Origin of the sequence: Burkholderia sp. RS01 (assembly GCF_039748055.1) — a bacterium.
Taxonomy (GTDB): domain Bacteria; phylum Actinomycetota; class Actinomycetes; order Actinomycetales; family Micrococcaceae; genus Arthrobacter.
In genome coordinates this window covers 161,309-185,389 of the sequence record NZ_JBDLAK010000001.1, presented here as the reverse complement: position 1 = coordinate 185,389, position 24,081 = coordinate 161,309, and the positions used below count along the sequence as shown (strand labels likewise).

Sequence of the window (24,081 nt, the reverse complement as noted above, 5' to 3'; positions counted from 1 at the left end):
CATGACCAAAAGCGCCGACACGCACTGCCCTTACTGCGCCTTGCAGTGCGCCATGACGCTCAAGTCCCCAGCGGCTCTGACCCCGGCTGTCCAGCCGGGGTCAGACCCCGTGCCGGCCGCGCCGGCCCTGGAGGTCAGCGGCCGCGACTTTCCCACGAACCGCGGCGGCCTCTGCCGCAAGGGGTGGACCTCGGCCACGCTCCTGCAGCACCCCGGCCGCGTCACCGAGCCCCTGCTGAAAGGGCCCGACGGCGTCCACCGCCCCATCACCTGGGACGAGGCGCTGGCCCGCATCACCACCGCGGTCAAGGACACCCGTTCCAAGTACGGTGCCGACGCCGTCGGCGTTTTCGGCGGTGGCGGCCTCACCAACGAGAAGGCCTACCAGCTGGGAAAGTTCGCCCGCCTCGCGCTGGGCACCTCCCGCATCGACTACAACGGCCGGTTCTGCATGTCATCGGCCGCCGCCGCCGGAATGCGGGCCTTCGGCCTGGACCGCGGCCTGCCGTTCCCCCTCGAAGCACTGGACGGCGCCAGCACCATCATGATGCTCGGCTCCAACGTCGCCGAAACGATGCCGCCCTTCGTCCAGCACCTGCAGGGCGTCCGTGAAGCCGGCGGCCTGATTGTGGTGGACCCGCGCCGTTCGGCCACGGCTGCCTTCACGTCCGACGGCGGCGGCCTCCACCTCCAGCCCATGCCGGGCACCGACCTCACGCTCCTGCTCGGCCTGTCGCACGTGGTCATTCACGAAGGTCTCGTCGACGCCGGCTACGTCCAGGAGCGCACCTCCGGCTACGACGCCCTGGTCCGCAGCGTCAACGCCTTCTGGCCCGAACGCGTCCAGTCCCTCACCGGCGTTCCTGCCGACCTCATCCGTGAGACTGCCCGCAGGCTGGCGGACGGCGCACGCAAGGGCGGCAGCTACATCCTCACCGGCCGCGGCGTCGAACAGCACGTCGACGGGACCGACACCGCCACGGCCGCCATCAACCTCAGCCTCCTGCTCGGCCTGCCCGGCTCCGCCCGCAGCGGCTACGGCACACTCACCGGCCAGGGCAACGGCCAGGGCGGGCGCGAACACGGCCAGAAGGCCGACCAGCTGCCGGGCTACCGCAAGATCACCGATCCCGCCGCGCGCGCCCACATGGCCAAGGTCTGGGACGTGCCCGAGTCGCTGATCCCCGGCCCCGGCCTGCCGGCCGTCCAGATGCTCAAGTCGCTGGGACAGCCCGACGGCGTGCGCTGCCTCTTCGTGCACGCCTCCAATATCGCCGTGGCGTCCCCCGACGCGAACGCCGTCATCAAAGGACTCCGCAGCCTGGATTTCCTCGTGGTCTGCGACTTCTTCATGTCCGAAACCGCCGCCGAGGCCCACCTCGTCCTGCCGGTCCTCCAGTGGGCCGAGGAAGAGGGCACCCTGACCAACCTCGAAGGCCGCGTCCTGCGCCGCCGCAAGGCCATCCAGCCGCCCGCCGGGGCCCGCAGCGAGCTGTGGATCATGGCCCGGCTGGCCGAAGCACTCGAGGCGCCGTCCACGTACAGCGATGACCCCGAGACGGTCTTCGAGGAGCTTCGCCTGGCGTCCGCCGGCGGCGCGGCGGACTACTCCGGCATCGATTACGCCATGCTGGACCGCGGCGAAGCCGCGTACTGGCCGTACCCCGCGGGCAGCACCGGCACGCCACGGATGTTCCTGGACGGGTTTGCGCACGCCGACGGAAGGGCAGTCATGACCGCGGTGACGCCCCGCCGTCGTCGTACCCCCATGGCGAACCCTGACCCGGCCGCGAAGCCGATGACCCTCATCACCGGACGCCTGCTGGAGCATTACCAGTCCGGCGCCCAGACGCGGCGCGTCTCCGAACTGCTGGCGTCCCAGCCGGAAGCCAGGCTGCAGATCCACCCCGCAGCCGCGGCCGCCATGGGCATCACGGACGGCGCACGGGTATCGGTGGCGAACGAGCGCGGCGAGGTAGTGTGCCGGGCGGAGCTCAGCACGGCCATCCGCCAGGAGACCGTGTTCCTGCCCTTCCATTTCCCGGAGCTGGAAAGCGCGAACCGGCTGACCGAAGCCGCCACCGACCCCATCTCGGGAATGCCCGAATTCAAGTTCAACAAAGTATGGATCCGGCTGGCCGCGAACGTACCAAGCAACAGTGTTCTTCAGACCTCGGAGGCCTCATGAGCGAGCAGATTGTAATTGTCGGATTCGGTCCGGTGGCGGCGCGGCTGGTCGACGAACTGCTGCCGGCGGTTCGCGGCGGGCAAGTGCGGCTGACGGTCATCGGCCAGGAAACCGACGCCGCCTATAACCGTGTGCTGGTCGCCGATCTGGGCGTCGGGCGCACCACCGCCGAGGCACTGGCCCTCGCTGACGCCGCCGCCCTCACGGCGGAAGGCGTTGACGTCCGGCTGGGCGTCAAGGTCAAGCGCGTGGACCGGGCACGGCAAAACGTCATTCTCACCGACGGCACCTCGGCCCACTACGACCGGCTGGTCTTCGCCACCGGCTCCCGCCCCGTCATCCCCAACCTGACCGGGATCAACCCGGACCCCGCCGCGCCCGTCCTGCCAGCCGGCGTCACCGCGCTGCGCGACCTCCGCGACGCCGAGGTCCTCCGCAAGGCCGTGGCCGGCCGCAAGCGCGTGGTGGTGCTCGGCGGCGGCGTGCTCGGGCTGGAAACCGCCCTGGCCGCCGCCGAGGAAGGCGCCACCGTCACCGTGGTGCACAACGGACCCCACCCGCTGGGCCGCAACATCGACCGCGGTGGCGGCGCGGTGCTTGCCGCCAGCCTGCGCAACTGCGGCGTGCGCGTCGCCGGCAACGCGCGTTCCACCGGCGTGGAACACAACGCTCCCGACGGCGGGTTCTCGGCCCTGCTGCTCGACGACGGATCGGCGATCGATGGCGACCTCCTGGTCCTCTCGTGCGGCGTCCGGCCGCGAACCGAACTGGCCGAAGGCTGCGGGCTTTCCACGGCGACGGGCATCCTGGTGGATCACCGGCTGCGCGCGCACCACGAACCGCACATCTTCGCCATTGGCGACTGCGCCGAAGTCCGGTGCCCGGAACCGGACTGCGTTGAGTGCCGCACCGCCCGGGGACCGTCCGGACTCGTCGGACCGGGCTGGCGTCAGGCCGAATGGCTCGCCGAGTACCTGCTGCTGCTCAACGAGGGATCGCAGGAGGACGCCGATTCGCTGCCCGCACTCCCCCAGGAGAAGCCCGGCGTGATTGTGCTCAAGGCCCGCGGCATGAACATGGCCGTGGCCGGGGACAACGCGGCGGAGCCTTGGGACGAGGAAGTCCTGACCGCCGGAGCAGTCAACGGCCGGCCCCGGCTCCAGATCGCCCAGTGGGCCGATCCCGAACACGGCCGCTACGTGAAGATGACCACCCGCGGCGGCGTGCTCGAGGGCCTGGTCAGCGTGGGAATGCCCCGCACGGCCGGAGAGCTGGTGCAGCTCTTTGAACGAGGCGCGGAACTGCCCGCCGACCGCTCCCTGCTCCTGCGTCTGGACGGACCGGACCAGCTGGCGCCGTCCGCTGCCTCCAACGATCCGGAAAGCACCGTGTGCCGGTGTGCCGGCGTCAGCGGCGGCAAGATCACGGAGGCCGTGACAGGCGGCTGCTCCACGGTGGCCGAGGTCTCCTCAGCAACCCGCGCCGGCACCGGCTGCGGCGGCTGCCACGAGGACATCAAGGGGCTCATCGAAAAACACTTCCAGGCGGCAGCCGTCTAAAACCTGACGCGGCCGCGATTGAGCCCGTCGAAATCCGGCGTGTATTCCGCTGAGGGAAGGCCGGAGGTAACCTCTGCGTATGGCCGAGGCGGCGGCGACACCCGGGACAGCGACCTCCGAGCGCGTGCAGGCAGTGAAACCGCTCGCCTGGATCATGGCCGGGTTATCGGCCGTCGTCTTCTATGGCATCATCGATCTGACCACGTTGGCGGACGGGGCTAATCCGGACTACGAGTGGAAGGTTCCCCTCGAAGTCAGCTGGGGAAGCCTGTTCACGTTCGTCCTGGCGGGATCCTACGCGTGGATCGCGCTCAGGCCCCACCGTGCTTGGCCCGCAGTAGTGCAGCTCGCGGTGGCCGCGGTGGCGCTGACCATCAGCAGCATTATCGGCGCCGATGTGCGGCCCCTCCTTCTTGGCGTACCCGTTGCAGGCTCGGCTGCGCTCTTCGCCTGGCTGAGCCGGGAAGTGGCGGGCCCGTTCCCGCGTGCCTTTTCGGTGGACTGGCCGGTTCTGCTGCTGGCTATCGCCGGCGCGCCGATGTGGCTGTTCTACTCCCTGCGGGCCATGGAGGAATCGCGCACAAAACCCGCGGGCCCGGAGGATTGGATGTTCCAGACGATGGGCATCAACCACTGGCCGGTCCAGGGCGCCGCGGGCCTCGCTGTGGGGGCTTGCGCCCTAGTCATGGCTTTCTGGCCAGCGGGCCGCCCGCTAATGCGCTTGAGCCTCAGCTTGTCAGCGACTCTTATCGGCGCGGCGATGCTCGCATACCCCGACCGCGACGGCGCCATGCCAAGTCCCATGTGGGGTGTGGCCATGGTGATCTGGGGAACCCTGCTGGCGCTTCCCGTGGCCGACCGGCGCATGGACGCGGAGCGCGGTCTCGACACGGCCGATTGAGCCTATCGACATCACGGGTCTCGCGCCCCTACATGTGCACGTGCAGGCGCCGCGCCGCTTCAGAGATGGAGCCGCTCAGTGACGGGTACACGGTAAAGGTGCTGGCGACGTCGTCGACGTGAAGCTTCTGGGTCACCGCGATGGAAATCGCGAAAATCAGCTCGGACGCGTTGGGTCCCACCACGACGCCGCCGATCACGGTGCCCGATCCCTTGCGGGCGAAGATCTTGACGAAGCCGTCCTTGTGGTTGCGCATCTTGGCACGGGCATTGCTCTTCAGGGAAAGCTTGACGACGTCGCCCTGGTACTTGCCGGAGTCGATCTCGGCCTCGGACACGCCCACCGACGCGATTTCCGGCGACGTGAAGATGTTGGACGCCACCTGGTGCAGCTTGATGGGCGTCACGCCGTCGCCGAGGAAGTGCGCAATGGCGATCCTGCCCTGCATGGCCGCCACGGACGCGAGCGCTAGAACGCCGGTGCAGTCGCCGGCGGCATAGATGTTAGGGGCGGTGGTGCGGGAGACGCCGTCCACCTTGATGTGGCCGCTCTCGGTCAGCGCGACGCCCGCTTCCTCGAGCCCGATCCCGGCCGTGTTGGGGATGGAGCCCACGCAGACCAGGCAGTGGCTGCCGGTCACCTGGGAGCCGTCGCCCAGGGTGACCACCACGCCGTCGTCCGTGCGCTCCACAGTCTCGGCACGGGAGCGGGAAAGCACCTTGACGCCGCGGCGTTCGAAGACTTCCTCGAGCACCTCCGCAGCGTCGGTGTCCGAGCCGGGGAGAACGCGGTCGCGGCTGGAGATCAGGGTGACCTTGGAACCCAGGCCGTTATAGGCGGAAGCGAACTCGGCACCGGTGACGCCGGAGCCCACCACGATCAGTTCCTCGGGCAGCTCGTCCAGGTTGTAGATCTGGGCCCAGTTCAGGATCCGCTGGCCGTCGGGGCGGGCCGTGGGCAGTTCGCGCGGGTGGGCGCCAACGGTCAGCAGGATGGCGTCGGCTTCAACGGTTTCGGTGCCGTCGGCCGTCAGGACTTCGATGGTGTGGTTGTCCACCAGCTTGCCGGAGCCGATCAGGATGCGGACGCCCTGCTGCTCCAGGCCGGCGGTGATGTCCCTCGACTGCTGCCGCGCGAGGCCCAGCAGGCGGTCGTTGATGTGCTTCAGGTCCGCGCGCATGACCGGAACGAAGTCCCCGCCGTCGACGTCGAACTTGACTCCCAGCTCCCCCGCCTCACCGACGCGGGTCATCAGATCCGCCGTCGCGATCAGCGTTTTGGAGGGCACGACGTCGGTCAGCACCGCGGAGCCGCCGAGGCCGGCGCGCTCAATGATGGTGACGTGTGCCCCCAGGGAGGCGGCCACCATGGCGGCTTCGTAACCGCCCGGGCCTCCGCCGAGGATTGCGATTCGGGGGGCGCTGAAATCAGGATGCATAGTCACAATCAACCATTCTCCCGCATCCCTGCCGCACCACCAACAAACGGGGCCCGCTCCGGCGCCCGGCAGGCGTGCCTTCGATCCGTGTTTTCCGCTGTGCACACCGGCGTCCGCACGATAGCTTGTACCAGTGAGTAATACAGAATTCCTGAACACTGACCCCTTCGAAGCAGCCCGCACCGCCGCCGACTACATCGCAGCAGAGACCGGCGTCGACTCGCACGACATCGCCCTGATTTTGGGCTCCGGCTGGGGCGAGGCCGCGGAACTCATCGGCGAGACCACCGCCACCCTCACGGCGTCGGAGGTGCCGGGCTTTTCCGCGCCGGCAGTGGAGGGCCACGTGGGCACCATCCGCTCGGTCCTGACGCGGGAAGGCAAGCGCGCGCTGGTGCTCGGCGCCCGTACGCACTACTACGAGGGCAAAGGCGTCCGCGCGGTCGTCCACGGCGTGCGCACGGCCGCCGCCGCCGGCTGCAAGACCCTCGTGCTCACCAACGGTTGCGGCGGACTCGACGAAAACTGGACGCCGGGCACCCCCGTGCTCATCAAAGATCACATCAACCTCACCGCAACATCACCGCTCGAGGGCGCAACCTTCGTGGATCTGACGGATCTCTACTCGTCCCGGATCCGCGGCCTGGCCCGTGAGGTTGATCCTTCCCTGGACGAGGGCGTGTACGCGCAGTTCACCGGGCCCCACTACGAAACCCCGGCTGAGGTGCAGTACGCCAAGCGGATCGGCGCCGATCTCGTCGGCATGTCCACGGCGCTGGAAGCCATCGCCGCGCGGCACGCGGGCATGGAGGTGTTCGGCATTTCACTGGTCACCAACCTCGCCGCCGGCATCAGCCCCGCGCCGCTAAACCATCAGGAAGTGATCGAATCCGGCCAGGCCGCCGGACCGCGGATCTCCAAGCTCCTGGCCGAAATCATCGCCAAGCTCTAACTGACCCTGCCCAGGAGGTGGGCGACGGTGTTGGGGCGCGCCTCAGGGAACCGCCGCTCAATGGACAGCGCGATGCCCGCCACGGACTGCCTGGCGAGTTCGGTCCGCCAGGCGAGCTCGGCCTGGCGCATGGACTGGGAGATCAGGCAGCTCCGGGCGTAGTCCTCGTCCATCTCCCCTCCGGGGCCGTTCTTCAGGATGCCGTCGCAGCGGAAGGCCAGCTCCCTGCCTTCGATGGCCAGCACCACGTCCAGCACGGTGATCCTGTCCGGCCGGCGCGCCAGCTGGAATCCGCCCTTGGGGCCGGAGACCGACACCAGGACCCCTGCCCGCACCAGCGCCTGGAGCTGCTTGTTCAGGTAGGCCGGCGGCAGCTTGTACAGCTCCGCCAGCCGCGCACTGCTGATTGGCTCATCGCCGGGCAACCAGGCCATGTTCACGCAACAGTGCAGCGCCCACTCCACGCCCTGGTTCATCTTCATTCCGAGACAGTACGTGTCCTGAATTTTCACTGTCAAGGAACGGCAATTCCTGCGGTCGAGGAGCTGCAGCGAGCCAAGTTGTGACCGGACCGAAGGCTTGTCCGGCACCGGTCCCCGCCGCTTTGACGATAGTTTGGTTCCTATGACGTCTTCCGATGCCGATTCCCAGCTGCTCAACGACGCCCGTGCCTGGGCTGCGCAGGATCCGGATCCCGTGACCGCCGCCACGCTGACCGAGCTGGTCAACCTCACCGAAGCCGGCACGCCGGCGGCGCGCCAGGAACTGGCCGACAGCTTCAACGGAACGCTGGAGTTCGGCACGGCAGGCCTCCGGGCGGCCCTCGGGCCCGGCCCCAACCGGATGAACCGGGTGGTGGTCCGCCGCGCGGCGGCAGGCTTCGCGAGCTTCCTCGCCGGGGCGGTGGCGCAGGCCTCCCGCGGAACCCGGCCGCGCGCCGTCGTCGGTTATGACGCCCGCTACAACTCCGACATCTTCGCCCAAGAGACTGCGGCGATCTTCACCGCAGCCGGAATCGACACGTTCCTGATGCCGGGCGCGCTGCCCACGCCGTTGCTGGCGTACGCCGTGCGGGCACTGGATTGCGACGGCGGCGTGATGGTCACGGCCAGCCATAACCCGCCGCAGGACAACGGCTACAAGGTGTACCTGGGCCGCCACGCGGTCGAGGAAAGCGGCCGCGGTGCGCAGATCGTGGCACCGTACGATGCCCTCATCGCCGCGGAAATCGCCAAGGTCGGCGCCGTGGATTCCATACAGCTGGCCGACGGCGGGTGGACCGTGCTGGGCGCCGGCATCGCCCGGGACTACGAGTCGGCCACGGCGGCCCTGGCCAACCGTGAACTCTTCCCCGCCCGCGATCTCAAGATCGTGCTGACGCCGATGCACGGCGTGGGCGGCGAAACCGCCGTGTCCGTCCTCAGCGCTGCCGGCTTCACCGACGTCACGGTTGTCAGCGAACAGGCCGAACCGGACCCGGACTTCCCCACCGTCAGTTTCCCCAACCCCGAGGAGCCCGGGGCCCTGGACCTCGCGCTCGGGGCCGCCATGCAGGCCGACGCGGACATCGTCCTGGCCAACGACCCCGACGCCGACCGCGCCGCGGTTGCCGCGAAGGACCCGGACACGGGCGCGTGGCGGATGCTCCGCGGCGATGAAGTGGGCGCCCTGCTCGGGGCACATGTGGTGGCGCGGCTGGCCGCAAACGGCGAGGAAAGGCCCGACGGCGTATTCGCCAATTCGATCGTTTCCTCGCGGCTGCTCTCACGCATCGCAGCCGCGGCAGGGTATGCGCACGAGGAAACCCTGACCGGATTCAAGTGGATTTCCCGGGTCCCGGGCCTGCTGTACGGCTACGAGGAGGCGCTGGGCTATTGCGTGGCCCCGGACCTGGTCCGGGACAAGGACGGCATTTCCGCGGCCGTGCTGATCGCGGAATTCGCCGCCGCGGCCAAGGCGGACGGCAAAACCATCTTCGACACCCTGGACGAGCTGTATCTGGTCCACGGCCTGCACGCGAGCGACCAGCTGAGCATCCGCGTGGCAGACCTGGGCCTGCTGGATGCCATGATGAACCGGCTGCGCGTGAGTCCGCCCGAATCATTCGGCGGTTCCGCCGTCGAAACGTTCATTGACCTGGCCGAGGGCAGCGAACAGCTGCCGCCAACCGACGGCCTGCTCTACCTGACCCGCGATCTGAGCCGGGTGATCATCCGTCCCAGCGGCACCGAGCCGAAGCTCAAGTGCTACCTGGAGGTTATCCGCAGCGTAGGATCGGCCGCCGAACTGCCCGAGGCCCGGCTGGCCGCGCGGACGGCCCTGGACCAGGTGCTGGGCGACGTCCGCGAGGCCCTGGGCCTGTAATCAGGGCAGTCCTACAGTTCAACCTCGAGGACGCCGTCGGCGATGCGCGTGCTGAACGTGGCCAGACGCAGTTCGGGGTTGCCGAAGCACTCTCCGGTCTCGAGGTCGTAGACCTCCTTGTGCAAGGGCGATGCGATGGTGGGACGCGTGCCGCGTGACCCGAGTATGCCGCGTGCCATGACGAAGGAGCCGGTGGCCGGGTCCTCCTGTGCCACGGCAAAAACCTCACCGGGCGCGGTGCGGAAAAGCGCCACCTGAAGGCCGGCAATGAGTGCCGCTTCGCCCCAGGCGATCTCCAGATCCTCCACGGCGCAGACCTGGTGCCAGCCAGTGGCGTACCCGGTGGCCAGATCCTCAAGTTCCAGTGTTGCCGTCATGTCGGCTCCTCTCCCTTTGCCTGCTTCCCGGCAGTGGGCCGGTTCCTGCGAGGCGTATTTCCGCCTGCATCAGCCGCCAGTGCGGCCGTATATCCAAGCTAGGCGGCGGGTGTTTCCGAGGCGTGCAGTCAATGTGTCCGGAACGTAAAAGACACCTCACCTGTCCGGAAATGTGTTTGTGATGCAGAAGTTAAGTTCACGAAACATAAGGGAAACTGAAGCGAAATTCCCTTTGCCTAGTCTGAATGGACAAGCTGCAGAGCACCGTCTGCGGCCCAGCGAAAGGCCCACAGTGACCGAACAGACTTCAAGCACAGAGACACCACGCCGCATCGTGGTCGCCGGCGGCGGCCCCGCAGCCCACCGTTTTGCGGATGCCATGCATGCCCGTGGCCTCGAAGGCTGGCAGGTAACTGTTCTCACGGAAGAAGCGCACCTGCCCTATGACCGCGTTGCCTTGAGCAAGGCCCTCACGGACAGCAGCGTTGACCTCACGCTTGGAGCTGCATCCATGTGGGAGCACGACGCACTCGACTTGAAGACCGGCGAGCGCGTGGTGAGGATCGACACCGCGGGCAAGACCGTTGAAACCGCGGCCGGCAGCACGTACGAATACGACGAACTGGTGGTTGCCACCGGTTCGGATGCAGCGAGGCTCCCGATCCCCGGCGCCGAGCACGTGCACGTTTACCGCACGCTCGAAGACGTCTGGGCGATCAACAAGTCGATCGCAGAGCTCACCGAGAAGCTCGGCCGCAAGGTCAACGCCGTCACTATCGGTGGCGGCCTCCTGGGCCTTGAATCCGCAGCCGGCACCGAACAGCTCGGCGCGACCCCCGTCGTTATCAACGGCGCCCCCTGGCTCATGAACACCCAGCTCGACGAAGGCGCCGGCCAGGCGCTGGGCCGGCTGATCGAGGCCAAGGGCTTCGAAGTCCACGGCGGCGTGTTCCCCTCCGAGATCCTCGCCGACGACGACGGCCAGGTCACCGGCGTGCTGATGGCCGACGGCCGCACCATCGCGGCCGACCTCGTGGTGGTCGCCATCGGCGTCAAGCCCCGCGACGAACTCTTCCGCGCTGCCGAGGGCGAGGAACCCCAGTTCGATCTGGGCCCCCGCGGCGGCGTGGTCATCGGCGACGACTGCTCAACGCAGGTGCCCGGCATCTGGGCCATCGGTGAAGTGGCCAACTTCGGCGGCATGTGCCTGGGCCTCGTTGCTCCGGCCAACACCATGGCCGAGATCGTGGCCGACCGCCTGCACGGCGGCCAGGCAACCTTCCCCGGCTTTGACACCGCCACCAAGCTCAAGCTGTCCGGCGTGGACGTGGCCAGCTTCGGCGATGCCTTCGCCAGGACCGAGCACGCCCTCGAAATCGTCTACGCGGACCCCGCCCGCGGCGTCTACCAGAAGATCGTCACCACGGACGACGCCAAGACCCTCCTGGGCGGCATCTTCGTGGGCGACGCCACCCCGTACACGAGCCTCCGCCCGCTCCTCGGCCGCGAGCTCGCGGCAGAACCGGGCGCCTACCTCACCGCGGCCGGCGGCGGCGACGCCCCGGACACCGAACTCCCGGACGACGCGATCCTGTGTTCCTGCAACAACGTGTCCGCCGGAACCATCCGCGACACCGTCAACGGCTGCGGCGCCTGCGACGGTAACGCACCCGTCCAGGAACTTGGCGAGCTGAAGGGCTGCACCCGCGCCGGAACCAGCTGCGGTTCCTGCGTGCCGATGCTGAAGAAGCTGCTGGAAACCGAACTGACCAAGTCCGGCGTCGAAGTTTCGAAGGCACTCTGCGAACACATCGAGCTGTCCCGCCAGGAACTGTTCGACGCGATCCGCGTCCTGGAACTGACCTCCTTCGAAGAGATCATGGCCAAGTACGGCACCGGCGCAGGCTGCGATATCTGCAAGCCGACCATCGCCAACATCCTGGCCAGCCAGAACAGCGCCTACGTCCTCGACGCCGGCCGCGGAACCCTGCAGGACACCAACGACCGCGCGCTGGCCAACATGCAGAAGGACGGCACCTACTCGGTGGTTCCCCGCATCGCCGGCGGTGAAATCACGCCCAAGAAGCTCGGCGTCATCGCCGCCGTGGCCGAGAAGTACAACCTGTACACCAAGATCACCGGCGGCCAGCGGATCGACATGTTCGGTGCCCGGCTGGAAGAGCTCCCGGAAATCTGGAAGGAACTTGTGGATGCCGGCTTCGAGTCCGGCCAGGCCTACGGCAAGAGCCTGCGCACGGTGAAGTCCTGCGTCGGTTCCACCTGGTGCCGCTTCGGCGTCCAGGACTCGGTGGCCATGGCCATCCAGCTGGAACTGCGCTACCGCGGCCTCCGCAGCCCGCACAAGCTCAAGATGGGCGTCTCCGGCTGTGCCCGCGAATGCGCCGAGGCCCGCGGCAAGGACGTCGGCGTGATCGCCACCGCCGACGGCTGGAACCTGTACGTCGGCGGCAACGGCGGTGCCACCCCGGCCCACGCCCAGCTGCTGGCCAAGGACCTCGACGACGAGACGCTGATCAAGTACATTGACCGCTACTTCATGTACTACATCCGCACCGCGGACCGCCTGCAGCGCACCGCCCGGTGGCAGGAAGAGCTCGACGGCGGCATCAAGCACGTCGAGGACGTGGTGGTGCGCGACACCCTGGGCATCGCCGAGGAACTCGAGGCGGCCATGGCCAAGCACGTCGACACCTACGAGGACGAGTGGGCCGATACCCTGAAGGATCCCGAGCGCCTGCGCCGGTTCCGCTCCTTCGTCAACGCTCCTGACCAGAAGGACGAGTCCATCACCTTCGTCCCCGACGAGCGCGGCCAGATGCGCCCGGCCACGGCAGAAGAAAAGGGGAAGGTCCTGATCGGGGCTTCCATCCCCATGAGGCCCCGCGATGAGAACGAGGTATAAGCATGCAGCTCAGCATTGATCTCACCGGACGCGACGTCCTGGTCACCGGCTCGGACCACGCAGCCCGCCAGGCCGTCCGCCGCTACGAGGCCGCCGGCGCCGTCGTCTTCCGCCTCAGCACCCCGCAGGGAGCGGGCCACGACGGCCCGCTGCCCGAACGCCCGTTCCTCGTCGCGGCGATCGACGACGGCCAGCCCGGCTGGGAGGCCCTGCTGGACAGGTGCCGCGCAACCGGCATTCCGGTCGCAGCCGAGCCTGCAGCCGGCCCTATCGGCCACGTCACGCTCGTCGGCGGCGGGCCGGGCACGGTCGAGCTGCTGACCGTGGCGGCAGTCAAGGCCCTGCGGGACGCCGACGTCGTGTTCTACGACCGCCTGGCGCCGTACCAGGAGCTGCCGTCCCTGACGTCCGCCGAACTCGTGGACGTCGGCAAGCGCCCGGGGCACCACAAAGTCAGCCAGGGCGACATCGAGAAGCTCATGGTGGAGAGCGCCCTCGCCGGAAACAACGTGGTCCGGCTCAAGGGCGGGGACCCCTACGTCTTCGGCCGCGGCGGCGAGGAAGTTGCCTCCTGCGTTGCAGCCGGCGTTCCCGTCCGCGTGGTCTCCGGCGTGACGAGCGCCATCTCCGTTCCGGCCGCGGCCGGAATCCCGGTGACGCACAGGGAAGTCAGCCACATGTTCACCGTGGTGTCCGGCCACGCGCCGCTGACTGAGAAGGAACTCACCCACCTGGCCGGCCTGGGCGGCACGATCGTGGTCCTGATGGGCATCGGCACGCTGCACCACCTGGCCGCAGGCCTGCGCCGGGCCGGCATGCGCGCCGACATGCCCATGGCCGTCGTCGAGCGGGGCTACCGGCCCGGGCAGCGGACCACCATCGCGGAGCTGGGCACCATTGCCAGCGCCGCCGCCGGCTGCAGCAACCCTGCCGTCCTGGTGATCGGCGAGGTGGTGCGCGTGGCTGAGGCCAACCGCGGGCATGCCGAGGCTGCCGCGGATCTTGACCGCCTGGCTGCCTCGCTGCTGGGTTCGTGATCGATATGAGTCCGTTGAACGCCCTGGCCCCCGCTACGGGACCCACTGCACGAGCAGGGTCCTCCGCTTCATCATCCGCCGCGCCCGGCACCGCCGGCTCGGAGCCGCAGGAGGCGGCGGCCCCGGAAGTTGCCGAGGCGCCCCTGGAAGGATTCCGGATCGGCGTCACTTCGCACCGCCGTTCCCGCGACCTCATCGAGGCTCTGGAGCGCCGCGGCGCTGAGGTGCTGCACGCTCCGGCGCTCAAGATCGCGCCGGTGAACGAGGACATCAGCCTCATCGAGGACACCAAGGCCATCATCGCCGCGAAGCCCGATCTGTGCATCGCCACCACGGCGTACGGCATGCGCCGCTGGTGCGAGGCGGCGGACGCCTCCGGCATCGGCGAGGAGCTGCTGGAAACCCTGGCTGCCTGCCGGATGTTCGTCCGCGGGCCCAAAGCCCGCGGCGCCGTCCGTGCGGCCGGCCTTGCCGACGTCGGGATCAGCAGCGACGAAACCACCGCGACGCTGGTGGACATGCTGCTGACCGAGGGAGTCCGCGGCAAGACCGTGGCGGTGCAGCTGCACGGCTACACGGACGTCCGCCAGCTCGAGCGGCTCCGGATGTCCGGCGCCACCGTCCTGACGGTCACCCCGTACCGCTGGGTGAAGCCCGACGGCGCCGATCGCCTCCCGCGGCTGATCGAGGCCGCCTGCAGCGGCAACCTGGACGTCCTGACGTTCACGAGCGCCCCCGCAGTGGACGCCATGTGGAGCACTGCCCACGAAATGGGACTGTACAAGCAACTCGTGGAGTGCCTGCAGACCACCGTCACCACCGCCGTCGTGGGCCCGGTGACCGCACAGCCGCTGCTGGACGCCGGTATCCATCCCCTGGTTCCGGAGCGTTTCCGGATGGGCGCGCTGATCCGGCTCGTGTGCGAACACCTCGCCCTTAACCACGTCCGCCGCCTGGACACCCGCTCCGGCAGCGTGGAGCTGCGTGGCCGCTCGCTGCGGATCAACGGCGAGCTGGTGGAAATGGCCCCGGCGCCCCTGCTGCTGCTTCGCGCGCTCCTGGGCGCCGGCGGGGCGGTGCTCTCCCGGGAGTCGCTCTCCGAACTCCTCGAACTGCGCGGCTCCGTGCACGCGCTGGACATGACAGTGAGCCGGCTGCGGTCGTCGCTGCCGGACGGGAGCCTCGTGGAGACAGTGGTCAAGCGCGGTTACAGGATCCGCGTCTAGTCCACGGACAGCCTCTGCAACGCGGGGTCACTTCGCGCCCATTCCACACACTCGAATGGGCGCGAAGTGACCCCGCGTTGGTTGTATTACCGGCGGGTAAAAACTGGCGAACAGGCAGGGACAATTCCGCAACAGACGGGAAACAAGCGCGAAAAGCCGCCCGCCTACAGTGGTCCCATCAGCACAACAGGGCTCGAGATCCGGCCCGCTTGGTGCAGCATTTTGAAAGGGCCCGCACATGTCCGCTCCGGCACAGTTCCCCGTCGCCACCGCACGCACCTCCGATCCGGCACCGGAGGCAGCCCCGAAAATCCTCATCGCCGGGGCGGGCCCCGCCGCCCAGGCCCTGGTTAGCCAGCTCGCCGCCTCACGGTTCGCCGGAACGGTCACGGTCCTGAGCAGCCGGGACGACGCCCCGGCGGAGCTGCTCGAACTCGCCGCGCTGCCGTTTGTCTCCGTGCGTTTCGGCCAGCCTGCCAGCCACATCGACGCCGCCGCCCGCGTGGTGACCACTGCCGACGGCATGGAGTTCAGCTACGACCAGCTGGTCATCGCGACGGGTTCCGCCCCTGTGCATTCCCCCGTTGACGGCTCCAGCCGCTGCCTCAGCTACTCCACGATTGATGACGCCGCGAGGATCGGCGACGCCGTCAAGGAAGTCACGCGGGTCCTCGGACGGCGGCCCCTGGGAATCCTCGTTGGCACAGGCCCCGCCGCCGGCCAGGCTGAGGCCGTGCTGCGGGCCCGGGGCGTCCGTCCCGTGCGCACCACCGCCCGTCCCGCAGCTGTGGTGCCCACCCTGGCCGGCTCAGTGCTGCCGGCCGCAGGCATCGTCTTCGAGGACGGCAGCCGGATGAACGGCGACCTCGTGGTCATGGCGGAGGACAGGGTTCCGCGGGACAGCCTCGCCGCCGGCGCAGGCGTCAAGACTGCCGAGTCCGGCGGCGTGGTGGTCGGCCGCGACTTCCGTTCCTCCGTGCCTGGCATCTGGGCAATCGGTGATGCGGCGTCGTTCGACGGCGTGCGGCTGGGGCTGCTGGTGGCTTCCGGTTCCGCGGCCGGCGTCTGCGCCGCGCAGCTCATGGCGGCGGTCCCCGCAGGGAGGCTGGCCGCGGCCGCCTGACCTCGATGGCGGGCGCGACGGTGGGCGGCCTGGCGCTGCGGCGCCGGGCACCGGCGCTGTGGCAAGGCTGTGGCAAGATGGTCACGCAAGGACCGCGACCACCGCGGCATCTGCGGCCCACGAGGCCAACGGAAAGGACCAGCATGAGCAACGAAGCCAGCCCCGGATCGGGCACCGCGACAAGCCCCACAGGGACCCCCGCTACCGGTGCCCAGGCGTCCAATATCGCATCCTTCATCGACCACACGCTGCTCAAGCCGGAGGCGAGCGAGGCGGAAATCCTCGAAGTCTGCGCCGAAGCCGCCGAATACAAGTTCAAGTCGGTCTGCGTGAATCCCGTCTGGGTCAAGACTGTGAAGAAAGCCCTCAAGGGCTCGGGCGTGCTGACATGCTCGGTGGTCGGCTTCCCGCTCGGCGCCACCCCCAGCGACGTCAAGGCCTTCGAAGCCCGCGGCGCTGTGCTCGACGGGGCGGACGAGGTGGACATGGTCATCAACATCGCCGCGGCCCGCGCCTCCGACAAAGGCGCCCTGGTGGACGACATCAAGGCGGTCGCAGAGGCCGTCCACACCGGCGAGGCAATCCTGAAGGTCATCATCGAGACCGCCCTGCTGAACGACGCCCAGAAGGTGCTCGCCTGCGAGGCAGCCGTGGAGGCCGGGGCCGACTTCGTCAAGACGTCAACGGGCTTCAACGGCGGCGGCGCCACCGCCGACGACATCGCCCTCATGCGGCGCGCCGTGGGTCCCGACCTGGGCGTCAAAGCCTCCGGCGGGGTGCGTTCCCTGGCGGACGCACAGGCTATGATTGCAGCAGGTGCAACACGTATTGGTGCCAGCTCCGGAATTGCGATCGTCAAGGGCGAACAGGGTTCGTCCGGCTACTGATCCGCCGAAGCCGCCACAGTTTGAGCCCCGCGGGGCCGAGGAGGAACGAATGTCCAGCAAGACCGACACGCAGACACCCCAGAACGAGAACAGCCTGGTCACCAGCATTGTTCTGTTCGCAGTGATGATGGCCCTGTTCCTGGGCGCCATCTACTCGCTGTCCTTCCTGACCCTGGACAACCCCTGGCCGATGGCTGTGTGCCTGGGCCTGTTCGCCCTCGCGTTCTGGATCCCGCAGACCATCCTGGGCCGCTCGGATTCCGCCGGCGAGTACTGACCCGCTGCCGCAGTCAGCATCCAAACGTAAGAGCAGCTGAAGCTCCGGACCCGTCCGGAGCTTCAGCTGTTTAACGCGGCTTCACCTCAGAGCAGGCCCATCAGGCTGTTGGCCAGCCGGGCGGCCAGCGCCAGCGCGGCAGGAAAATGGGCGTCTGCCAGCGACCAGGCCGCCATGCACATGCCCACCATGGCGTAGCTGCTCACCGGAATCAGCACGAGCCATTCCCGCCGCGAGCCGGCCCGGCCCAGGAGCGGGATGGACAGCGCGCCGTTGGGCCGCCAGAACGTCCTCAGCACCGGCAGCCGGCGCAGGAACTTGGGCGGCCTGATCACCAGCGGCCACAGGAGGGGTACTCCCCCGGTGGTCACCATGTCGCCCACAATGTGGACCACGACGCCGATCAGCATGGACACCGGCAGCCAGGTCCATTGGTCGGGCGCGAACCAGGTGACCAGGCCGGCCATGGTCAGCGCGAAGATCCAGTTGCTGATGAAGCCCGACTTCGGAAACAGCTTCAGCGCCTTGGCTGCGATATTGATCATGAACATGCACAGCAGCCCGGCGCCCACGGAGAGGAGCCCCCAGTCCGTCTGCAGCTGGATCTGGCCGGCCATCGCGGCCAGCACCACGAAAAACGCGCCCCCGAGCAGGGAGTGCGTGCCCTGGCGGTGGCCGCCGCTGGCGTTCTCTATGCCCACGGCAATCACGTTGGAGAGGGGCGGCAGCGAATGCGCGACGGTGCTGGAGCGGTGGTCCCAGTCACAGACCAGGGCAGTGCCCGCCGTCGCCATTCCGCCGATCAGCACCCCTGTGGCATCCAGCGGATACCATCCCAGGGTGTACGGCCCCGTCGAGGCAACAGCTACCCACGCCGCAGCCCCTGACGCGGCGTGGTGCCCTCCCATCATGGCTCAGCCCACTGTCAGCGGCGCGTCGGAGAAGATGTTGCGGATCACGCCGTTGGCCCACTCCAGGATCTCGGCGTCCTGGAGGTCCCGTCCGCCGATCTTCGCCGTCTTGGGCTTGGGGATGAGCACGGCGTCCAGCGCCGGCTTCGACTGAGCGCCCGGATACATGCGGTTCAGGCGCATGGTCTTGGACTCCGGAAGCTGCGCTGGCGAGAACTTGATGAAGTTGCCCTGCAGCGCGACGTCGGACAGCCCGGCCTCCCGGGCACCCACCCGGAAGCGTGCCACTGCCACGAGGTTCTGCGCGGGCAGCGGCGGCTCGCCGTACCGGTCCACGAGCTCGGCGAGCACCTCCTCGATCGCCTCGTGCGTGAGCGCCGCCGCCAGCTTGCGGTAGGCCTCCAGGCGGAGGCGTTCGCCCGGAACGTAGTCGTGCGGCAGATGCGCGTTGACCGGAAGCTCGATCTTCATGTCGGCGGCCTTTTCCTCGGCCTCGCCGCGGTAGTCCGCCACGGCCTCGCCCACAAGGCGGATGTAGAGGTCGAAGCCCACCCCCTGGATGTGGCCGGACTGCTCACCGCCGAGCAGGTTGCCGGCGCCGCGGATTTCGAGGTCCTTCATGGCCAGCTGCATGCCGGCGCCGAGCTCGTTGTGGGTGGCCACCGCCTTCAGGCGTTCGAGCGCCACCTCGCCCAGCGGTTTCTCCGAGGGGTACAGGAAATAGGCGTAGGCCCGCTCGCGTCCGCGGCCCACGCGGCCGCGGAGCTGGTGGAGCTGTGAAAGGCCGTATTTGTCCGCGCCGTCCACAATCAGCGTGTTGGCGTTGGAAATATCCAGCCCGGTTTCGATGATGGTGGTGCAGACCAGCACGTCGAAGCGCTTCTCCCAGAAGTCCACGATGATCTGCTCCAGCCGGCTCTCCGACATCTGCCCGTGCGCCACTTCCACCCTGGCCTCCGGCACCAGCTCGCGGATCTTGGCGGCGGTCCGTTCAATCGTGGAGACGCGGTTGTGCACGAAGAAGACCTGGCCTTCGCGCATGAGCTCGCGCCGGACCGCGGCGGAGGTCTGCTTGTCCGTATAGGGCCCCACGTAGGTCAGCACCGGATGCCGTTCCTCGGGCGGCGTGGCCAGGGTGGAGGTTTCGCGGATGCCCGTCAGGGACATTTCCAGGGTGCGCGGGATGGGGGTGGCGCTCATGGCCAGCACGTCCACGTTGGTGCGCATCTTCTTCAGCGCTTCCTTGTGCTCCACGCCGAAACGCTGTTCCTCGTCCACGATCACCAGGCCCAGGTCCTTGAAGGCGAAATCTTTAGAGAGCAGCCGGTGCGTGCCGATCACCACGTCCACGGTCCCGTTCTTGACGCCCTCCGCGGTTTCCTTCGCCTCCTTCGACCCCTGGAACCGGGACAGCGGCTTCACCTTCAGCGGGAACCCGGAGAACCGCTCGGTGAACGTCTCGTAGTGCTGCTGCGCGAGCAGGGTGGTGGGCACCAGCACGGCCACCTGCTTGCCGTCCTGCACTGCCTTGAACGCGGCGCGGACGGCAATTTCGGTCTTGCCGTAGCCCACATCGCCGGACACGAGGCGGTCCATGGGGATCTCGCGTTCCATGTCAGCCTTGACCTCGTTGATGGTGGTGAGCTGGTCCGGCGTCTCCACGTAGGGGAACGCCTCCTCGAGCTCGCGCTGCCAGGGAGTGTCCGGGCCGAACGCATGGCCGCGGGACGCCATCCTGGCCGAATAGAGCCGGATGAGCTCGCCAGCGATTTCCTTGACAGCCTTGCGCGCCTTGGACTTGGTGCTGGCCCAGTCGGAGCCTCCCATCTTGCTGAGCACGGGAGTGTCGCCGCCCACGTAGCGGGTCACCTGGTCCAGCTGGTCGGTGGGGACGAAGAGCCTGTCGCCCGGCGCCCCGCGTTTGGAGGGCGCGTACTCCAGCACCAGGTACTCGCGGACGCCGTCGCCGCCGCCGGCGACCTTCCGCTGGATGAGTTCGATGAACCGGCCGATGCCGTGCTGTTCGTGGACCACGTGGTCCCCTGCCAGCAGCTGCAGCGGGTCCACGGCGTTCCGCCGCTTGGACGGCATGCGGCGCATGTCCTTCGTGGAGCCGGCCGATGTGCGTCCCAGCAGGTCGGCTTCCGTCAGCAGCCCGGTTTTCAGCCCGTCCAGGACAAAACCGCGTCCGACGGCGGCCGTGGTCACCTCGATGATCCCCGCCTGGGGTTCGTGGTCCAGGGACTCCACCCGTGCGCACGGGATGTCGGCGTCGTGGAACAGCTCAGCCAGGCGCTGAGCCGGTCCGGGCCCTTCGGTGGCCACCACGATGCGCCACTGGTCCCGCACGTGGGAGCCGATGAATTCCATCATTTCGGCGACGTCGCCCTGGTACCCCCGGGGTTCGCGGGCGTGGAGGTTGAGCACGTTGATGTCCGGGGTGAGTTCCTCGTCAGTGGCCAGCGAGGTGATGGACCACCAGGACACGTCATGGCCCAAGGCCGCGGAACGGGTCTCGGTCAGCGAGCGGAAGCTGGCGGAGTGCAGGGCTGCGGACGCCTGGGAACTCAGATCCAGCGGCGCGGTTCCGCCGTCGGACGCCGTGGACCACGCCGCCTCCAGGAACTCCTCATTGGTGGCCGCGAGGTCGTGCGCGCGGGTGCGGACCTTCTCCGGTTCGACCACCACCGAAATGGACCCGGCGGGGAGCTGTTCCATGAACGGAACCATGGCGTCCACAAGTACGGGGGCCAGGGATTCCATGCCTTCCACGGCGATGCCGCCGGCGATCTTCTCCAGCATGTCCGCGGCGGCGGGGAGCTGGGATTTCAGCGTCGCGGCGCGGGACATGACGGACGGCGTGATCAGGATTTCGCGGCACGGCGGGGCGTGGAGTTCGGTGGGGTGGTGCAGGCCGGGCGAGGTCAGCGAGCGCTGGTCGGCGACGGCGAACCAGCGCATCTGGTCCACCTCGTCGCCGAAGAATTCCACCCGGATGGGGTGGTCCTCGGTGGGCGGGAAGACGTCCAGCATGCCGCCACGGACGGCGAACTCGCCGCGGCGGGTCACCATGTCCACCCGAGCGTAGGCGGCGTCGGCGAGGCTCTTCACAACACTGCTGAAGGGGGCCTCCTGGCCAACCTTCAGGGTCACGGGCACCAGTTCCCCCAGCCCGGCCACAATCGGCTGGACCACGGCGCGAACGGGAGCCACCACCACACGCAGGGGTCCCGCCGTCGAGCTTTCCGGGTGCGCCAGCCGGCGCAGCACCGAAAGCCGGCGTCCCACGGTGTCCGAGCGCGGCGACAACCGCTCGTGCGGGAGCGTTTCCCAGCTGGGGAACTCCACCACCGAGTCGGCCGGCAGGTAGGCCCGGAGGGCCGCCGTCAGGTCCTCCGCCTCGCGGCCCGTGGCGGTGACCGCCAGGACCACGGCGGATGCGGCATCCCCGCCCTGATCCTGTGCGAGTCCGTCCGCCATTTCCGCCAGCAACACCGCGCGCAGACCCGCGGGGGCGCTGATCTGGTAGTCCTCGCTGCGGACGCCGAAGCTCCTGGCTGCCTCGGCCTGAACGCGGGCGAAGGTCTTGTCTGCGGCGAGGACGCGGCGCAGGCCGGTGAGGGACGGGCCGGTGGGGCTCATGGCAAGGATCTCCTGTGGTTTTCACTTCGAACGCAGGCAACACGAAAACCCGAAATTCGCGAGAATGCCGGGTGGTCCCAGCCTACCCCCGCCGCCGCGGGGCGGCATCCGGGCCCGCCCCGAAGGGCCAGTTGCTAAGCTTGCTTGGCAACTGAGCCTGGACCCAGCACCGCAGCCATCCTAAGGAGACTCCCATGAGCGACCACCCCGGAAATGACCGCAGGACTGTGCTGGTCACGGGCGCCACCGGCTACATCGGCGGGCGGCTGGTCCCGCGGCTGCTCGAGGCCGGGCATCGCGTGAAGGTGCTGGTCCGGTCCCCGGAGAAAATCGCCGGTGTGCCCTGGTTCGGCGACGTTGAGGTGGTGCGCAGCAGCCTCGACGACACCGGTGCCCTGCAGGATGCCCTGAAGGGCGTCGACGTCCTGTACTACCTGGTCCACTCCATGGCTGCGGGGTCCGGCTTCGAGGCCAAGGAAAAATCCATGGCGGAACTCGTGGCGAACGCCGCGGCCGCGGCCGACGTGCACCGGATCGTCTACCTCGGCGGCCTGCACCCCCGCAACACCGAACTGTCGACGCACATGCGCTCCCGCGAAGCCGTGGGCAAGGTCTTCCTGTCCGGCCCCGTGGACGCCGTGGTGTTCCAGGCCGGCGTGGTGATCGGCTCCGGCTCGGCCTCGTTCGAAATGATCAGGCACCTCGCCGAAACACTGCCCCTCATGCCGGCCCCCAGCTGGGTGCGGAACCGGGTCGAGGCCATCGCCGTCCGGGACGTGCTGCATTACCTGGTGGGCGCCGCATCACTGCAGGAACGCCTCAACCGGACCTTCGACATCGGTTCCCGGGACGTCCTGAGCTACGCCGGAATGATGCAGGAGTACGGCGCCGAGGCCGGCCTGCCGCGGCGCGTGGTCCTGGCGCTGCCTATCCCGGCGCCCAGGCTCGCGGGCCTTTGGGTGGCACTCGTGACCCCGATTCCGCTGTCCATGTCCGTGCCGCTGGTGCAGTCCCTGCAGCACGACGCCGTCTCCGCCGAACATGACATCGACGACTACATCAAACAGCCCGACGGCGGCCTGACCGGCTACCGCACGGCCGTCGCCTTGGCGCTGGGCAAGGAACGCGACGGGCAGGTGGAAACCACGTGGGCCAACGCCGGCGCCGACGCCGATCCGCTGCCCAGCGACCCGCAGTGGGCAGGGCACAAGGTCTACGTGGATGAGCGGACCTTCTACGGCGACGTGGACCCCGCGCAGGTGTGGACCATCATTGAGGGCATCGGCGGCAAGAACGGCTGGTATTCCCTGCCGCTCGCATGGAGTGTCCGCGGCTGGCTGGACAAGCTCTCAGGAGGCGCCGGCCTGACCAGGGGACGGCGGCACCCGCACCACCTTGTTGCCGGCGAAGTGGTGGACTGGTGGCGCGTGGAGCGGATCGAACGCGGCAGGCTGCTCCGCCTGCGGGCCGAGATGCGCGCGCCGGGACGCGCCTGGCTTGAGCTGTCCGTGGAGCCCGACGGGGCCGGCAGCCGGTACCGCCAGCGGGCCATCTTCTTCCCCAAAGGGCTCAGCGGCCGGCTCTACTGGCTGGCCGTCCTACCGTTCCACAGCCTGATCTTTCCGGCCATGTCACGCAACATCACCGCCGCGGCGCGGAAGATCGCCGGCGCTGAAAAGTCCGGGAACAGGAAGCCCGGTGACAAGGAGACGCAGGCAACCCCGTAGGATGTTGGGAGCAAAAAGCGTTCTGACCCCACAACAATGGAGGATCCATGGCACTGAGTGCATCCACTACCCTTCCCCACGGCGTCGACAAGGTCGCTGAGGTGTTCGCCAACGAGGACTTCCAGCGCCACACCAGCGAATTCGTGGGCGGCAGCCTCGAGTCCTTCACCGTGGACGGTGACGTTGCCGGAGCCTTCAGCACCACCTCGGTCCGCACCCTCCCCACCACCCGCCTGCCGGAAATCGCCCGCAAGTTCGTGGGTGAAACCCTCAAGGTGACGCAGGTGGAGAAGTGGGCCGCTCCGGCCGCCGACGGCTCCCGCCAGAGCAGCATCTCCCTCAAGATCGCGGGGGCACCGATCGACGTCACTGCCGTCCAGCGGCTCGTGGCCGACGGCGGCAGCACCCGCGTGGAGCTTGAGGGCACCGTCACCTCCTCCGTCCCGTTCCTGGGCGGGAAGATTGCCGAAGCAGCCGAGCCCATGGTGGGCAAGGCGCTGAACATCCAGTCGCAGCAGGCCCAGGCCTGGCTCGAAAGCCACTAAGGCC

Annotated in this window: 18 protein-coding genes; 13 read left to right on the top strand and 5 right to left on the bottom strand. The window is 68.5% G+C overall.

Translation table 11 applies throughout. The features are described from left to right. The first annotated feature begins 1 nt into the window (after position 1). The 3 genes from ABFP37_RS00840 (at position 2) to ABFP37_RS00830 (ending at position 4,648) form a co-directional block, all read left to right on the top strand. Positions 2 to 2,188 (top strand): molybdopterin oxidoreductase family protein, encoded by a 2,187-nt coding sequence (locus ABFP37_RS00840; RefSeq protein ID WP_347032452.1) that lies wholly within the window; start codon positions 2 to 4, stop codon positions 2,186 to 2,188. Then, the gene (locus tag ABFP37_RS00835) at positions 2,185 to 3,747 is read left to right on the top strand and encodes an FAD-dependent oxidoreductase (protein ID WP_347032451.1); all 1,563 of its coding nucleotides are present in this window, start codon (positions 2,185 to 2,187) and stop codon (positions 3,745 to 3,747) included. Before ABFP37_RS00840 ends, ABFP37_RS00835 begins: the two co-directional genes overlap by 4 nt. 79 nt (positions 3,748 to 3,826) lie before the next feature. Further along, positions 3,827 to 4,648 (top strand): hypothetical protein, encoded by an 822-nt coding sequence (locus ABFP37_RS00830; RefSeq protein WP_347032450.1) that lies wholly within the window; start codon positions 3,827 to 3,829, stop codon positions 4,646 to 4,648. Positions 4,649 to 4,676: 28 nt separating this feature from the next. On the opposite strand, the gene ABFP37_RS00825 is transcribed toward ABFP37_RS00830, so the two are convergent. Beyond that, the gene (locus ABFP37_RS00825; protein ID WP_347032570.1) at positions 4,677 to 6,086 is read right to left on the bottom strand and encodes an NAD(P)H-quinone dehydrogenase; all 1,410 of its coding nucleotides are present in this window, start codon (positions 6,084 to 6,086) and stop codon (positions 4,677 to 4,679) included. A 133-nt stretch (positions 6,087 to 6,219) separates the two neighbouring features. Here ABFP37_RS00825 and ABFP37_RS00820 point away from each other — a divergent pair, with 133 nt between their 5' ends. Further along, positions 6,220 to 7,038 carry a purine-nucleoside phosphorylase gene (locus tag ABFP37_RS00820; RefSeq protein WP_347032449.1) on the top strand — a complete coding sequence of 273 codons (819 nt, stop codon included), beginning with the start codon at positions 6,220 to 6,222 and terminating at the stop codon, positions 7,036 to 7,038. On the opposite strand, the gene ABFP37_RS00815 is transcribed toward ABFP37_RS00820, so the two are convergent. After that, positions 7,035 to 7,520, bottom strand: a complete 486-nt coding sequence (locus ABFP37_RS00815) for an Rrf2 family transcriptional regulator (RefSeq protein WP_078030062.1) — start codon at positions 7,518 to 7,520, stop codon at positions 7,035 to 7,037. The two genes, ABFP37_RS00820 and ABFP37_RS00815, sit on opposite strands and share 4 nt — an antisense overlap. Before the next feature lie 142 nt (positions 7,521 to 7,662). Here ABFP37_RS00815 and ABFP37_RS00810 point away from each other — a divergent pair, with 142 nt between their 5' ends. Further along, positions 7,663 to 9,402, top strand: a complete 1,740-nt coding sequence (locus ABFP37_RS00810; protein ID WP_347032448.1) for a phospho-sugar mutase — start codon at positions 7,663 to 7,665, stop codon at positions 9,400 to 9,402. 11 nt (positions 9,403 to 9,413) lie between these two features. Here the strand turns inward: ABFP37_RS00810 and nirD are convergent, their stop codons facing one another. Continuing rightward, positions 9,414 to 9,779, bottom strand: a complete 366-nt coding sequence (gene nirD / locus ABFP37_RS00805; RefSeq protein WP_078030064.1) for a nitrite reductase small subunit NirD — start codon at positions 9,777 to 9,779, stop codon at positions 9,414 to 9,416. Between the two features lie 292 nt (positions 9,780 to 10,071). Here nirD and nirB point away from each other — a divergent pair, with 292 nt between their 5' ends. From nirB to ABFP37_RS00775, 6 genes are all read left to right on the top strand, one after another. After that, positions 10,072 to 12,702, top strand: a complete 2,631-nt coding sequence (nirB, locus tag ABFP37_RS00800) for a nitrite reductase large subunit NirB (RefSeq protein ID WP_078030065.1) — start codon at positions 10,072 to 10,074, stop codon at positions 12,700 to 12,702. A 2-nt stretch (positions 12,703 to 12,704) separates the two neighbouring features. Next, positions 12,705 to 13,739: a uroporphyrinogen-III C-methyltransferase gene (gene cobA / locus ABFP37_RS00795; RefSeq protein WP_078030066.1), complete on the top strand. Its 1,035-nt coding sequence runs from the start codon at positions 12,705 to 12,707 to the stop codon at positions 13,737 to 13,739. Between the two features lie 5 nt (positions 13,740 to 13,744). Beyond that, on the top strand, positions 13,745 to 14,965 hold the full coding sequence (locus ABFP37_RS00790; protein WP_078030201.1) for a uroporphyrinogen-III synthase: 1,221 nt from the start codon (positions 13,745 to 13,747) through the stop codon (positions 14,963 to 14,965). 238 nt (positions 14,966 to 15,203) lie between these two features. Beyond that, entirely contained in the window at positions 15,204 to 16,088 is an 885-nt protein-coding gene (locus ABFP37_RS00785; protein WP_078030067.1) for an FAD-dependent oxidoreductase, read from the top strand. Between the two features lie 143 nt (positions 16,089 to 16,231). Continuing rightward, positions 16,232 to 16,975 carry a deoxyribose-phosphate aldolase gene (gene deoC, locus ABFP37_RS00780; protein WP_347032447.1) on the top strand — a complete coding sequence of 248 codons (744 nt, stop codon included), beginning with the start codon at positions 16,232 to 16,234 and terminating at the stop codon, positions 16,973 to 16,975. 49 nt (positions 16,976 to 17,024) lie between these two features. Further along, positions 17,025 to 17,252: a hypothetical protein gene (locus tag ABFP37_RS00775; RefSeq protein WP_078030068.1), complete on the top strand. Its 228-nt coding sequence runs from the start codon at positions 17,025 to 17,027 to the stop codon at positions 17,250 to 17,252. Positions 17,253 to 17,338: 86 nt separating this feature from the next. Here ABFP37_RS00775 and ABFP37_RS00770 read toward each other — a convergent pair whose 3' ends face one another. Together ABFP37_RS00770 and mfd are read right to left on the bottom strand one after the other, a co-directional pair. Beyond that, positions 17,339 to 18,163 (bottom strand): metal-dependent hydrolase, encoded by an 825-nt coding sequence (locus ABFP37_RS00770; protein WP_185982308.1) that lies wholly within the window; start codon positions 18,161 to 18,163, stop codon positions 17,339 to 17,341. A gap of 3 nt (positions 18,164 to 18,166) precedes the next feature. Next, positions 18,167 to 21,805 carry a transcription-repair coupling factor gene (gene mfd / locus ABFP37_RS00765; protein WP_078030069.1) on the bottom strand — a complete coding sequence of 1,213 codons (3,639 nt, stop codon included), beginning with the start codon at positions 21,803 to 21,805 and terminating at the stop codon, positions 18,167 to 18,169. A gap of 194 nt (positions 21,806 to 21,999) precedes the next feature. On the opposite strand from mfd, the gene ABFP37_RS00760 reads away from it, so the two are divergent. Both ABFP37_RS00760 and ABFP37_RS00755 read left to right on the top strand, forming a co-directional pair. Continuing rightward, entirely contained in the window at positions 22,000 to 23,532 is a 1,533-nt protein-coding gene (locus ABFP37_RS00760) for an SDR family oxidoreductase (protein ID WP_347032446.1), read from the top strand. Between the two features lie 47 nt (positions 23,533 to 23,579). Further along, positions 23,580 to 24,077 carry a DUF2505 domain-containing protein gene (locus tag ABFP37_RS00755; protein WP_078030071.1) on the top strand — a complete coding sequence of 166 codons (498 nt, stop codon included), beginning with the start codon at positions 23,580 to 23,582 and terminating at the stop codon, positions 24,075 to 24,077. Positions 24,078 to 24,081: the final 4 nt, after the last annotated feature.